Annotated in this window: 15 protein-coding genes and 1 pseudogene; 12 read left to right on the plus strand and 4 right to left on the minus strand. The window is 29.5% G+C overall.

Annotation, left to right across the window (positions count from 1 at the left end):
• Positions 1 to 12: 12 nt before the first annotated feature.
• Positions 13 to 312 (minus strand): hypothetical protein, encoded by a 300-nt coding sequence (locus QZV12_RS02555; protein ID WP_295616725.1) that lies wholly within the window; start codon positions 310 to 312, stop codon positions 13 to 15.
• Between the two features lie 150 nt (positions 313 to 462).
• Here QZV12_RS02555 and QZV12_RS02560 point away from each other — a divergent pair, with 150 nt between their 5' ends.
• The 4 genes from QZV12_RS02560 to QZV12_RS02575 all read left to right on the plus strand — a co-directional run bounded on the left by QZV12_RS02560 (position 463) and on the right by QZV12_RS02575 (position 1,437).
• Positions 463 to 735: a hypothetical protein gene (locus QZV12_RS02560; protein WP_295616728.1), complete on the plus strand. Its 273-nt coding sequence runs from the start codon at positions 463 to 465 to the stop codon at positions 733 to 735.
• A gap of 80 nt (positions 736 to 815) precedes the next feature.
• A complete protein-coding gene (locus QZV12_RS02565; protein WP_295616730.1) occupies positions 816 to 953 on the plus strand; it encodes a hypothetical protein in 138 nt (45 codons plus the stop codon).
• A 192-nt stretch (positions 954 to 1,145) separates the two neighbouring features.
• Positions 1,146 to 1,280 (plus strand): hypothetical protein, encoded by a 135-nt coding sequence (locus QZV12_RS02570; protein WP_295616733.1) that lies wholly within the window; start codon positions 1,146 to 1,148, stop codon positions 1,278 to 1,280.
• A 19-nt stretch (positions 1,281 to 1,299) separates the two neighbouring features.
• Positions 1,300 to 1,437, plus strand: a complete 138-nt coding sequence (locus QZV12_RS02575) for a hypothetical protein (protein ID WP_295616736.1) — start codon at positions 1,300 to 1,302, stop codon at positions 1,435 to 1,437.
• Between the two features lie 73 nt (positions 1,438 to 1,510).
• On the opposite strand, the gene QZV12_RS02580 is transcribed toward QZV12_RS02575, so the two are convergent.
• Entirely contained in the window at positions 1,511 to 2,077 is a 567-nt protein-coding gene (locus QZV12_RS02580) for a metallophosphoesterase (RefSeq protein WP_295616739.1), read from the minus strand.
• Positions 2,078 to 2,288: 211 nt separating this feature from the next.
• On the opposite strand from QZV12_RS02580, the gene QZV12_RS02585 reads away from it, so the two are divergent.
• From QZV12_RS02585 to QZV12_RS02600, 4 genes are all read left to right on the plus strand, one after another.
• On the plus strand, positions 2,289 to 2,747 hold the full coding sequence (locus QZV12_RS02585; RefSeq protein ID WP_295616742.1) for a DUF1890 domain-containing protein: 459 nt from the start codon (positions 2,289 to 2,291) through the stop codon (positions 2,745 to 2,747).
• A 33-nt stretch (positions 2,748 to 2,780) separates the two neighbouring features.
• Positions 2,781 to 3,092, plus strand: coding sequence for a DUF1894 domain-containing protein (locus QZV12_RS02590; protein ID WP_295616745.1), 312 nt, complete (start codon positions 2,781 to 2,783; stop codon positions 3,090 to 3,092).
• A 131-nt stretch (positions 3,093 to 3,223) separates the two neighbouring features.
• Positions 3,224 to 4,180 (plus strand): methionine synthase, encoded by a 957-nt coding sequence (locus tag QZV12_RS02595; protein ID WP_295616748.1) that lies wholly within the window; start codon positions 3,224 to 3,226, stop codon positions 4,178 to 4,180.
• A gap of 232 nt (positions 4,181 to 4,412) precedes the next feature.
• A complete protein-coding gene (locus QZV12_RS02600) occupies positions 4,413 to 5,750 on the plus strand; it encodes an NCS2 family permease (RefSeq protein WP_295616751.1) in 1,338 nt (445 codons plus the stop codon).
• A 542-nt stretch (positions 5,751 to 6,292) separates the two neighbouring features.
• Here the strand turns inward: QZV12_RS02600 and QZV12_RS02605 are convergent.
• A complete protein-coding gene (locus tag QZV12_RS02605) occupies positions 6,293 to 7,840 on the minus strand; it encodes a hypothetical protein (protein WP_295616754.1) in 1,548 nt (515 codons plus the stop codon).
• A gap of 384 nt (positions 7,841 to 8,224) precedes the next feature.
• On the opposite strand from QZV12_RS02605, the pseudogene QZV12_RS02610 reads away from it, so the two are divergent.
• The 4 genes and pseudogenes from QZV12_RS02610 to QZV12_RS02625 all read left to right on the plus strand — a co-directional run bounded on the left by QZV12_RS02610 (position 8,225) and on the right by QZV12_RS02625 (position 12,222).
• A pseudogene (locus QZV12_RS02610) lies at positions 8,225 to 9,346 on the plus strand (IS5/IS1182 family transposase).
• 131 nt (positions 9,347 to 9,477) lie between these two features.
• Positions 9,478 to 11,355, plus strand: coding sequence for a YhgE/Pip domain-containing protein (locus QZV12_RS02615; protein ID WP_295616757.1), 1,878 nt, complete (start codon positions 9,478 to 9,480; stop codon positions 11,353 to 11,355).
• Positions 11,356 to 11,713: 358 nt separating this feature from the next.
• Positions 11,714 to 11,845, plus strand: coding sequence for a hypothetical protein (locus tag QZV12_RS02620; RefSeq protein ID WP_295616761.1), 132 nt, complete (start codon positions 11,714 to 11,716; stop codon positions 11,843 to 11,845).
• A gap of 92 nt (positions 11,846 to 11,937) precedes the next feature.
• Entirely contained in the window at positions 11,938 to 12,222 is a 285-nt protein-coding gene (locus tag QZV12_RS02625; RefSeq protein WP_295616764.1) for a hypothetical protein, read from the plus strand.
• Between the two features lie 93 nt (positions 12,223 to 12,315).
• On the opposite strand, the gene QZV12_RS02630 is transcribed toward QZV12_RS02625, so the two are convergent.
• Positions 12,316 to 13,638, minus strand: coding sequence for an ATP-binding protein (locus QZV12_RS02630; protein WP_295616767.1), 1,323 nt, complete (start codon positions 13,636 to 13,638; stop codon positions 12,316 to 12,318).
• Positions 13,639 to 13,724: the final 86 nt, after the last annotated feature.

Here is a 13,724-nt window from a genome sequence, read left to right on the forward strand (position 1 = left end):
TGTACCTATTTTTTAATTTTCTAAAGGCAAACTTTTATGAAAAGTTTGATCAAAATGTATCATTTTTTTATTTCCTAAAGGCAAACTTTTATGAAAAGTTTGATCAAAATGTATCATTTTTTTATTTCCTAAAGGCAAACTTTTATGAAAAGTTTGATCAAAATATATCATTTTTTTATTTCCTAAAGGCAAACTTTTATGAAAAGTTTGATTAAAATATATTATTTTTTTATTTCCTAAAGGTACCTTTAAATTTTTTCTATAGGTACCTTTAGATTTTATTATATATAAATCTTTATTAATTGTTTTCATTATTTTTCAAATGCTCTTTCTTTTCTTTTAATAGCAAGTTGAAACTAATAGTTTAGTGTTCATATGGTTACTCTTTTTTAATTTACAATATTAAATTTGAATCATTAGATTTGGTTTATTTGATTAATAAATTGATGATTGGTGTTTAATATGGATTTTAAAAGAGAAAAATATATCAAAGTTATACTATACATCATTTCACGCTGTACACATAAGGAAAATCTCGGAAAAACAGTTATTTCCGTTCTGCTTTATTTTATAGACTTCAATTATTATGAATTGTATGGGGAATCCTTAACAAATGAGCTTTATTCAAAATCAAGAATAGGTGTTGTTCCCAAGCATTTCAATGAGACGATGAATCATTTGATAAGGTCACATAATCTTTATTATAGCAGGAAGTCTACTACTATTATTGGATAAAAAGGTATTACATTAGACAGATTCCCTTATTCAACTTCACTAAAGAGGAAAAGGAAATAATTGATTCGGTCATATATGAATTGAGTGATTTCAGTGCCACTGATTTATTGATTTATCAAAGGGGAGACATGCCCTATAAATTGGTGAATCTAGAGGATGAACTTGATTATAATCATGTATTTTATAGAGATGAAATCTATTCCGTTAGAAAGTATTGATTATAATCATGTATTTTATAGGGATGGGATTTATTCTGTTAGAATGTATTGACTATAATTTTTAGAATAAGCAATTAATATTTTAATGGTTTAATTATAGTGATTTAGATTAATATAGAAAACTTTAAATGTAACTATAATCATTATAATTATTAAATAAAATATTTAATTTAATTTAATAGGGGGAATTTTATGTATGGTTTATGTCCCTCTTGTGGAAGCGAATTAGATGACGAAGGAAATTGTTGGGTTTGCGGCTATATGGCTCATTTTGGCAGTCCCGATGATTATGACTATGATGATTTCAATGACGAATACTTGCCTTGAAGGAGTTTAGGTGATAATTATGCTTATTTGTCCTATTTGCGGTTATCCATTAGATAGTGATGGTCGCTGTTGGAACTGTGGCTATTGGGTAGAAACCAATCCATTGGATCCTTTTGCACCTGGTTTTGTATATAGTTCTGATAATGGTGATGATTAATCCAAGATTCACGAACTTCTATTCATGGAACCTTGGATAAAATATTTTTATTTTATTTTTTCAATTATTATTCTTATTTTTCTATTTTTATGAATTCCACATTAACCTTATCTAATTTGTTTTCATACTCTCCATCTTCATCTATAATCAATATTGCAATTGATGCATCACTTTTTATTGGCCTATTGGAACTTCCTGGGTTGATTAGAATGGTATTTTCTATTTTTTCAAAATGTGGCTTGTGAGTGTGTCCTGTTATTAGAATGTCTGCATTGTTTTCCTGTGCAAATGAATAATATTTCTTGGCTTTTCCTTCAGGAAGCTCAACATGGGTCAAGAGTATTTTCAATTCATCTATCTTTGAGCTGGGAAGCTTATCTCCATGAACCATAACTATTTTTAAGTCAGCTACTTCCAATGTCTCTGTTGCATTTAAATCAAGTGTTTCCTTATTTCTATCGTTATTTCCTTCAACAGCTATTGTAGGAGCTATTGAATTTAAAGAGTTTAATACCTCTTTTGTAGTGATGTCTCCTGCATGAAGTATTAAATCAACATTTTGAAATGAGTCTAATGCTTTTTGAGGCAATTGACCTTTTTTTTCAGTTATATGAGTATCTGATATTAATCCTATTTTCATTGTTTTACCTTTGATTAAATTATATAATATTATTTTGCTTTTATTGAATAATAAATTATTTTATTTTTGATTTATTTGTAATTATTTAAGAAATGTTTATTTAATTTAAGATTAAATTTAGATTAATTTTATTTATGACTATTAACATAAATATAAAGTGATAGTTATATAATAATAGATAGTTCTATTTAAAAATTACAGATGTGATAAAATGAAAGCATTAGTTTTACTTGGATGTCCTGAGGCTCCTTCACAAACTCCTATAGGATTGTATACCTCATATAAGTTAGGTCAAATGGGCTATGATGTTACTGTATCAAGCAATCCTGCAGCAGGAAAGATATTGGATATTTCAGATCCTGAAGGTGTTTATGTTAAAAAGAGGGTAGATATTGAAAAGTGTTTGGATGAACTTGAAGAAGGGGATTATGATTTATTGGTAGGCTGTGTTCACAAGGATGCGGCAGCTACATTCTTTATAACCTATTATCATATTTTAAAATGTAAGGCATTAGCTATTGTATTTTCAAGAGAAGCGGAAGAAGTGGCTGAATTTGCTGATATGGTTGAATCCTCTACTGATGCAGATATCATTGCTGTAAGAGCTTTCCATAATCCAAATCCAATTAAGGTTAGATTTGATAAATATTTAAAAACTTTAGAAGAATAATTATTATGTTTATTTTTTAATGATGGTGATTAGATGTCTTTCTGTTTAGAAACTTATTTGCAACAAAATGATGATTATGAAATACTTGTACAACGTTCTGGAGTTAAACAATGTTACAAGCTTATTGAAGAAAACTCCAAAGAGCTTATTCATGTAAATCCTGGTGATAAGGTATTGGGAGCAAGATTGATTGGACTTCCACCTATACCTGTAGGAATCAACGAAGATGAAGGTGCCATATTGATTACTTATACCAAACCTTGCCATGGAACTGCAGCTATTAAGATTCCAATTAGTCTTGAAGAGATTCAAAGCGTTAGGGAAATGGATATTGGTGAAGAATAAGTCTAAAATTAAAATATAAGTTTATAGAATAATTTTAAAATTAAAAATATGAAGTTTAGCATAATTCTAAATTTGAAAACATGAATTTTAGCATAGTTCTAAAATTGAAAACATAAATTTTTGGTGATTTTTTGATTACAACTGTTGTAGGTAGTTTTGGGATTGATTTAAAGGAACCAAACACCTTTGGAGAAAAATTGAAATCTGCTATTGGCATGTATGACCCATATAAGATAGCTATTGAAGAAGCAGTCAAATTGCAATTGGACTGTGGAATAGACATTATTGGAGACGGTCAGCCAAGAGGAGATATGGTCGGTTCCTTTGTAAAGCATATTCCAGGATTCTCATATGAAATGAACTCTTCAGTCATAGTATCTAAGATAAGGGCTCCTCAAGTGGATATAATGATTAAGGACTTGAAATATGCTCAAAAGGTTCTTGAAAATGAAATCAAGGCTAGAAACATGTCTAAAGAGGAAGCAAGTCGCAAAGGCGTAAAGTTAATGCTTACAGGCCCTTCCACTATCGTTCACTCTTCAAGGGTTGAATCATTTTATAAGGAGAGAAATCCTGCAATAATTGATTGTGCTCATGCATTGAGACGTGAAGTGGAATCTGCTGAAAAAGCTGGAGCCAAATATGTTCAAATCGATGATCCATTCTTATCTACGGGTATGGTTGACTTGAAAGTAGCTAAGGAATCCATTGGCATACTGACAGATGGAATTGAAATGCCTATGGCTATGCATGTATGTGGAAATCTTGATGGGTGCTTTAAGGAGATTGCCAATTTTCCAATTGATATTTTAGACTGTGAATTTGCAGGAAACAATGTAAACATTGGCATTTTAGAAGAAAATGCTGATTTGCTTAAAGGCAAAAAGGTAGGATTCGGTTGCATTGATTCTGCAGTTAATGCTGTTGATGACAAAGAAGAGGTTAAAGCCTTAGTTGAAAGAGGAATTGCAGCAGTAGGCAAGGAAAATATGCTTCTTGATCCAGATTGCGGATTAAGAAAAGTGGATATTCCAATTGCTATGGAAAAGTTAAAAATAATCTCTGATTTAGCTAAAGAGTTTAATTAAGTAATTAAACTTTTTTTATTCTTTTTTTCTCTATTTTTTTGTTTTTTTCTTTATTTTTCAATTATCATCTTTCTTTTCTCTTTTTTTGTTTCAGCAAATCTTTGATTCCATGATTAAGAAAGGCTTAATTAAAAATCCATCTATTGATTAGACTAATTTTTACCAATTAACTTTTAAGTGTTAATGTTTAAATAAAAACAAGAATAAAACTAATATATATCTTGGAGGTTTTATGTTAAATAGATTTTTTAAGCTAGATGAGAAGGGAACTAATGTTAAAAGAGAAATTATCGCTGGGATAACCACATTTCTTGCTATGGCTTATATTTTAGGAGTGAATCCTACAATCTTATCAGCAGAGGGAATGCCTGTAAATGCTGTATTCTTTGCAACTGCACTTTCATCAGGTATTGCATGTATTGTAATGGGTTTGGTTTCCAATTATCCTATTGGGCTTTCAGCAGGTATGGGATTGAATGCATTGTTCACATATACTGTCGTTATGGAAATGGGATTATCTTGGCAAGCTGCTCTTGCTGCAGTATTTTTATCAAGCGTAATATTTTTAATAATAACTATAGCAGGATTCAGGGAAGTGATTTTAAATGCAATCAATGAAGATTTGAAACAGGCTATAGGGTGTGGTATAGGATTCTTTTTGGCATTTTTAGGTTTAGCAAATGCAGGTATTGTTGTATCCAACCTATTAACAATTGTTTCATTAGGGAATTTGACATCACCACATGTAGTGCTTGCAATATTTGGAATAGTTTTCACATTAGTCCTTTATTTGCAAAGAATTCCTGCTGCAGTATTTTTTGGATTAGTAAGTACTGCAATTTTAGGAGTTATCTTCACTTCAATGGGTTTTACTGATCCAAATGTGGCAATGCCATCTATTCCTTCACAATGGGTGTCATTTAATATGAATTTCAGCCTATTTGGAGGATTCCTACATGGATTTGGAGAATTGCTTAATAACATTCCATCTTTGCTAATGATTTTATTCTCCATGTTGTTTGTAACGTTCTTTGATACAACAGGTACATTGATTCCTCTTGCAAAGGAGTGTGGATATGTAAGGGAAGATGGAACAACAGAAGGAATTAACAAAGCATTCTTAAGTGATGCAATTGGCGGAATTATTGGAGCTATCTTTGGATCAAGTACTGTAACTGCCTTTGTTGAAAGTGCAACAGGTATTGGGCTTGGAGGAAGAACAGGTCTTACTGCAATTACCATTGGAGTTTTATTCATTCTTTCAATATTCATTGCCCCTTCAATTCTTTCATTATTCACTGCTTCTGTCACCACTGCTGCATTGGTAATGGTTGGTATATTGATGTTCAATCAAATTAAGAACATTAAATGGTATTCAAATAGGATTGTAGCTTCTGTATTCGTAACAATCCTTATGATGATATTATCCTATTCAATTTCCTTAGGTATTGCATTTGGTTACATCACATATCATATAGGAACAATTGCAAGAGGGAAAATGCGTGAATTATCTCCAGTTGAATGGTTATTATTTATTGTATTTGGAATCTATTTAGTATTTAGATTATAGGATTTTTTCTTTTAATCTAAATTTATTCTTATTTGATTTCGTTGTTTTTTTTATTTTTAATCTATTTTTATCTTTATTGGGATTTTTTTTTATTTTTAATCTATTTTTATCTTTATTGGGATTTTTTTATTTTTAATCTTATTTTATCTTTATTGGGATTTTTTTTATTTTTAATCTTATGTTATTTTTATTTGATTTATTTGGTTTTTTTTCATTTTGATCTAAATAAAATCAATTATAAATTGAGTCATAAAAAGAGAGTATAAAATAGGATATAATATTGGGAATAAAAGAGTTAAAAAAAATATGGGATAAAATTAGGGATAAAAAGAGTTATAAATTATGCTATAATAAGTATGTAAAAGGGTATAATATTAGGAATTAAAGAGTATAAAATTATAGTATAAAATAGCTATGAAAAAGGTAAAATTTAGTATAAATAGGATAAAATAAGTAAGTATATTGCTCTTTTTAAAAAAGTAAAAAAAGAATTATGAAGAAAGTACTTCATAATCAATTAAAAATTTAAATAAAATCATTGCTTATTTTCTGACTTTAACTGTTCTTTTTGCAATTAGTTTACCATATTTAGCTTGGTATCTGATTGCCTTACCAACTTTAAGCTTTTTCAAGACAGTGCTTCTAATGATAATTCTTGCAATTCCCTTGCTATTGGTTTTTGCAGTATATCTTTTACCATTAAATGTGAAAATAATCTTTTTGCCTTTGATTAAACTTTTTCCTTTGGTAAGTTTTGCACTGATTATAAGTCTTTTAGCAGATTTTTTAACAGTCACTTTTGATAATGTCAATTTCAAATAGTTGAATACGCAATTTATTCTGCTTGTACCTACACTGTCTCTTCCAGGAGATCCCTTATTGTTGGTGAATGTGCAGTTAATTGCTTTTGCGCAATGTTTGTCTGCAGATGATGATTTAAATGCATAGATTGCACCACCTTTAGCTGCAGTGCAGTTTGTAAATTTGGAAGTTTTAATCACGCATTTGTATTTTTTGACTTCAGAGATCCATTCCTTTCCTTCATATTGTCCACTTTGTTCGTGGCATTTGAAGTAAACGGCTCCTCCATATTTTGAAACCTTATTGTTTGTGAATTTAGAGTCTGTAATGTAGAGGTCTTTGTTTCCAAATACTGCTCCACCTTTTTCACCAGCTTTATTATTGGTGAATGTGCTTGATTTAATGTATATATGTGAAAATGCATAAATCGCACCGCCACCACGTCCTTTTGCTACATTATTTGTAAAAACACAGCTATTTACATTGTCTTTTGTAAATTTAATGGTAACATTAACTAAAATAGGAAGTATGATTTCCATATCTCCAATAGCTATTGATTCATTATATATGTTTCTATAAAAATCAATTGAATTTTCAAAGGATAAGGTGAAAAGAGCTCCTGCGTCTCCTCCTGCAGTATTCTTATTGAATTTGGAATTCTTGCAGTTTATGTATCCTACAGAGCTAATAGCTCCACCAGCATATTTTGCATAATTGTTTGTAAATTCACATTTGTTAACTGTTAAATTTGCATAGTTGAATATTGCTCCACCATACAAATCGCTATAGCCGTTAGTAAACTTAATATTGTTTAATGTTACTTGATGATTCAGTATCAAGCCAAACCTAATTAAAAAAATTCTTGATTTTGACAATCCATTTAATGTATGTCCATTTCCGTTGATTGTCAAATTTTTATCTATTATGATTCCTCTATTGCTAAATCCTTCATCATAAGTATAATCTTTATTCAAAATGATTGTAGATCCCCATTCGGCTTCATCAATCTTCTTTTGCAAAGCTGTAAAGCTTCCATCATCGATATCATTGCTATCTTCTGATGAGATTATTTCATTTTCATCTGTCTGCTCTTTCAATTGAACATTATCTTCAGCAGTTGATATGTCTTCACTGAGAATCTGTAGAGCATTATCGCTTTCGCCAGTTAAGATGGCATTGGACCCATCATTAGTCTGGATGGCGTCTTCAATATCACTTGCTGCAACAGTCGCAATGTTAAGCAAAAAGATTATTAAACTAATGACAAGAATGCTTTTCTTGAATTTCATTATTTAAACAACCTTCATTATTTTTCAAATTTTTTAATTAGACTAATGACCTATTTTCTTCAAAATATTCATTTATTAGTTTAAAATTTTAATTAATAAGTTTTTAGTATAGTATATTTTTTGTTTAGATGTTTATAAATTTTATTAAAATATTTTTTAAAATTATTTATTAAAATTTTAGGGGCCTGAAAATTTTTTAGAAAAAATCCTCTAAAAATTCATATTTTTGTATTCTAACCCATAATTTTTCTTTTGATTCTAAAAATACAAAAGCATTCTTAGTTATATGAAAAAATAGGGCCCTATTATCAATAAAATTTAAATACTATTTCATTATAAATATAATTATTGGTAATAAAAATGAGTCACAGATTTATAATTTAGATAATTCCAGACCCTAATTATATTTTGCTGAATGAAATATTTAAAATTATGGATTCTAGAAAAAAACTTATTGAAATGTTAGCATTCCATGGTTTTAAAGAATTAAATAAAACAATTATATTTGCTTTTAAATAATTTTTATCAGCATTGTTCTTTGGATTAGGATATTAAATTCATATTAAATTGAACTTAATTCCAAAAAAAAAGAACTCTGCAGATACTTTAATATTTTCAGAAGTTTTAAGTGCAGATTCAAGTCTACAAAATTTTTTCAGAAAAAATGGAAAGAAGAAACGCTCTTAAAATCGATTAAAAGAGAATATATTAAATTCAAAGAAAATTCTTCAAAAGAAAAGAAGATGGGAAAAAAGACATTATTATTGTTGAATGTCACACCATGTGGACGTGTATATATTAATTTCCACAGAAAATAAAAAAAAGACTAAAAAAACATCTGGAAAAAACTAAATATCAAAAATGGAGTTATTCATCTTCCAAAAGGATAATATATTGAATTTAAAACTACTATTGTACTAGATTACAATTCAATGCCCCCTGTTGCAATTTTAATCCATTCTAGAGCTCACCCCCCATGATGCAAGACTTTTTTTGATGAAATTTTTTAGAAAACATTCAAAAAAAAGATGAATAATAAGAAAATGAGACCTTATTAATACTTTGATAAAAGTATATTAATAACTATAAAAACTACCAATTAGGAACCAGCAAATACAAAATTGTCCCTTTTCATTTTCCCCAAAGAAAAATTCAGCAGAACAAGACTTATATGACATTTTTAACCTATATCCATTAAACCGTATTCAATAAAAAAACAAAGAAAAATAATATAAAGAAAAATTCCTTATAACAATAAAAATTAAAATAAGAATTTATTGAAAATTGTTAGATTCATTGGAAATTTAAACCAGCACGGTGGAAAAAATCGAGGATTTTTTTTCAAAATACTCAAACAAGGATTAAATATTAAAGCAAATCACACAAATATAACAACAAAAATCAGTAGCAAAAACTGTATTTTCTGAATGTAATTTTAGGAGCACTAACCATATCACAAGGATTTTCACTCAAAAAACAGCCATAAAACAATTATCTGAGAACTAAAAATTTCAAGTCCCTAAAAATTTATAAGATATAAGATTAGAAATAATAATGTATATCAAAATTTTTATCAATTTCAAATTTTTATTTGGAATTATAAGAATGAGGATTTATAGGAAAATGGTGTATTTAAGATGTTGAAACATCCTAGAAATATTATTGAGATAATGAGGAGCGATTTCAAAGCGGCGTTTTCAAATCCTATTGTAACTATCATTTTAATAGGATTAATCCTCTTGCCTTCCCTTTATGCTCTTATCAATATAGCAGCATGTTGGGACCCTTATGGAAATACAGGCAATGTGGAATTTGCTATTGCAAATATGGATAATGGAACCACTTTCAATGGCAAGGACATAAACGTTGGAAAAGAGCTTGTCGATTCTCTTAAGGATAATGATAAATTTAAATGGACTTTCGTATCGGAAAAGGAATTGCGAGATGGCGTTTATAGAGGTGACTATTATGCCGGTATCGTAATACCCAAAAACCTGAGTGAAAATGTTGTTTCGATTACAACTGATAATCCTCAACAGGCAAAGCTTGAATATGTTGTAAATATGAAAGCAAATCCTGTTGGTGCTAAGCTAACTGATTCTGGTTCTAATGCGGTTTATTTGGCATTGAATGCTAAAATCGTTGAAATAATTGACCTTGCAGCCTATGGCAAGCTTGGTGAATTGCAGCAAGGTCTTGCTGCCGGTGCCAGCAAGTTGGCTAGTGGAGGTCATCAGCTACAGGCCGGTGCAAGTCAGGTATCTGCAGGTGCTGGCAAGGTAGCCGCTGGAGAAGGTCAAGTTAAGGCAGGTGCTGGCAAGGTAAAATCCGGTGCTAGCCAAGTTGAAGACGGTGCCAGCCAAGTACAGGAAGGTGCTGCTGCAGTCAATAAAGGTAAGGATGCTGTGAAGGAAGGTTCTTCTGCTCTTAAAGATGGAGCCAGCAAAGTTGAACAAGGTTCTGAAGAGCTTGAATCTGCAGTTGACCCATCTTTGATACCTGATGGTCCAGTAAAAGACTATGTTAGTGGAGTAGGTGAACTTTCAAATGGTACCAGTCAAGTTGCTGGTGGTGCCAGCAAGTTAGCTGACGGTTCTGTTGAGCTTGCAGAAGGGTCTTCTAAAGTTGCTGATGGTTCAAGCAAGGTTGCTGGTGGTGCTAGCCAGTTGGCTAATGGTTCTGTTGCCCTTGCAGATGGTTCTGTTCAGCTTGCAGAAGGTTCATTAAGCCTTGCAGCTGGTTCAGAAATGCTTTCAAATGCTGCTGCACAAGGATTATTCTCAGCAGCAAGTTCATTAGGTGCATCTGCTGATTCTTTAGCAGCATTAACTGGTATAAATGAAACTATTCTTGGTGACTATTTCTATTCTCCTGTTAAATTGGAGAGGGAAGAGGTATTCCCAGTTCCTGATTATGGATCTCAAGTATCTCCATTCTATTTGGTATTGTCCATGTGGGTTGGAGGATTAATTACTTGTGCATTATTAAAGCCTGGAGTCAGTTATGGAACCAAATACACTCCTCTTGAGATGTATGCTGGTAAATTGGCTTTATTTAACTTCATGAGTATTATGCAGGCTACAGTTACAATAATTGGAGCACATGTATTGGGAATATACATTGCAAATGAATTCCTGTTTATATTGTCGTCCTATATCATATCGGGTGTATTCATGACAATGATATATTCATTTGTATCAGCATTGGGAGATGTTGGAAAGGCAGTTGCCATAGTTCTTTTAGTATTCCAGATTTCTGGTACTGGAGGAATTTATCCTGTAGAGATTATGGCTCCTATCTTTGATATGGCAAATCCTTATTTGCCGATGACCTATGCAATCACTTTATTGCGTGAAGCCCAGTTAGGCTGTATCTGGTCAAATTATATTCCTGCATTGATTACTTTAATAGCTATGGCAGTTGTAACTGTCATTATACTTGTGGTCATAAAGGAAAAAGCAGATAAGGCAACACATTACTTTGAAGGACGTTTAGAAGAAAGTGGATTGTTTTAAATTCAATCCTTTTTTTCTTGAATTTGAATTATTTTAAATTTAATCTTTTTCTTTCTTGAATTTGGATTGTTTTGAATTCAATCCTTTTTAATTCTTTTTTTCTTGAATTTGGATGTTTTAAATTTAATCCTTTTTAACTTTTTTTTTATTTTTTCTTTTTTTAGCAAATCTTTTTGATTAGCTTTTTTTTTAAAATTTTTATAATGGCTAATTTTTATTATGATTCTTACTTGAATAATGTTAAATATTTAAATATAATTATACAAATATACATATGATAAATATATGTTTTTACTTAAATTATTTAAGTAATGTTACACAACATAGAATTAATAATAATCGATAATTGGGTGATAATTTGAAAATTAATAAGTATTTATTATTATTGATGACTATTGGAATACTTATTCTTGCTGTTTCAAGTGTCAATGCAGTAGATAAGACAGTGAATATTGGAGGTAACACCTTTTACATTCCTGCAGAAGCTTAAAATCTTCAAACTGATGCCAATACCTGTAATTTTACTATAGACAATATTTCAGCGGCAATATTAAAAATTGGAGCCAATGATTTAAAACCTATATGAATGCTGATCAATCAAGAAGATATGAGGTAGTGGAAGTTACAATTGATGGATACAATTTATATCGTTATGAAGATTGTAATCTTTGGGAAAAAGGATTTTTTACCTTAATTCCAAAAAATAAGGATAATTATATTATGAGATTATATGTGCAGGACGACCATACATCATCTGTGGATGCCACTCGTAGTGATAGGATGAAATTTATTGGAATTTTCAAAGGATTTTTAGTAAAGAATGCTCCTCCAAGGAATCTTGCTGCTTCAAATAGTGTAGTTGTTTAATCCTTTTTATTTTTTTTAAGTTTTTCAAATATTTTATTTTTCAATTTTAAATTTTTAAAGTTATTTATCCATTTTTTTTCTTAGTGGTATTGATTAACAATCTTCTAATAAGAAATCAATGATATTAACTAATTTTATCCCTTTCAATTCTTTTTTCAGATTTTTTTCTAAGGTTATGATGATTTTTTCATAATTGTCCTTAATCAATTCTAAGGATTCGCATTTTTCATTAAGTGCATCTTTATCATTTACGCATTTGCAGATTTGATAATATTTTCTTGTTTCATTGGTTTTAACAACAAAACTTATTTCCTTATTATTGTATTTTCCAATTCGTATTTCACAATCCCTATGCAATAACTCTAAAAATACAATATTCTCCAAAATATTATTTGCAATGTCTTCATTGAATCCCATTATTGCATTATTGATTCCAATATCTCCAATGTAATATTTAGGCAATGTTTTCAATTCCTTATCTTTTGCAATGTCATATCTGGAGACGGAATAAAAAAGATATGAATCCTCTAATATTTTCAAATAATCAAGCACTGTAGTTGGTGTAGTTTTTTTACAGTCCTTTTTAAGATATTTGCATAAGTTTTTTGATGATGTAACATTTCCTAGATTGAGTAATGTGTATTTTATGATTCTCTCAAGCAATAAAACATTTTTTATGGAATTTCTTTTAATCATGTCCTGTAGGAAAATTGTGTTGTAAACTCCAAAGACCAAATTCTTTAAAATATTCTTTTTATTGTTGTATTCAAACAATAAAGGTAGTGACCCATATTTTACATACTCTTTAAACTCTTTAGAGTAATCCTTATTTTTATCTATCTCAAATTCAGTTTTTTTGTTCAGTATTTGGATCAAAATTTCGTCTCTTTCCTCTTTTGATGCCTTATCCAGATGAACTTTATTAAAGTCATGTTTCAATTCCAAAAATTCTCTAAATGATAAAGGCAATACATTAATCTCATTGTACTCAAAATGATTATATTCTAATTTAAAGAAGTTTTTCAATCTCTTAAAATTGATTCCAATAAAATATAAATCGATGGTTATGTTCTTATTTTCATTAATTTTTGACAACAATTCAGGCAATATATATTTCCAGTTGAATAAGTCTTGAATTTCATCAAAGAAAATATAATTGTTTTTATCGATCTTAATTTTTCTATTGATTAAATTTGGCAATTTAGAATCTTCTAAGTTGTTTTTTAATTTTAATAAGTCACAATCTGTATTGCATTCTATGTAAATGATATTATTGTTTTTGTCAGTTTCCAATTCCTTCACAAATTCTTTCACAATAACTGTTTTTCCAGATTGTCTCATTCCCCTAATTAACTTAATTTTGTTATTGTCCTTGTATTTCATTAAGTCATTTAAATAAACTTCCCTATGTATCATAGTATCCCATTTTAATAAGTTTTTTTTAAATTTTAGGTTTTATCTGTTATTGTGAATTTTTTTGAATTTTTTTTGAGTTTTATTTT

It is taken from the genome of uncultured Methanobrevibacter sp., from assembly GCF_902769175.1.
Lineage (GTDB): Archaea > Methanobacteriota > Methanobacteria > Methanobacteriales > Methanobacteriaceae > Methanobrevibacter.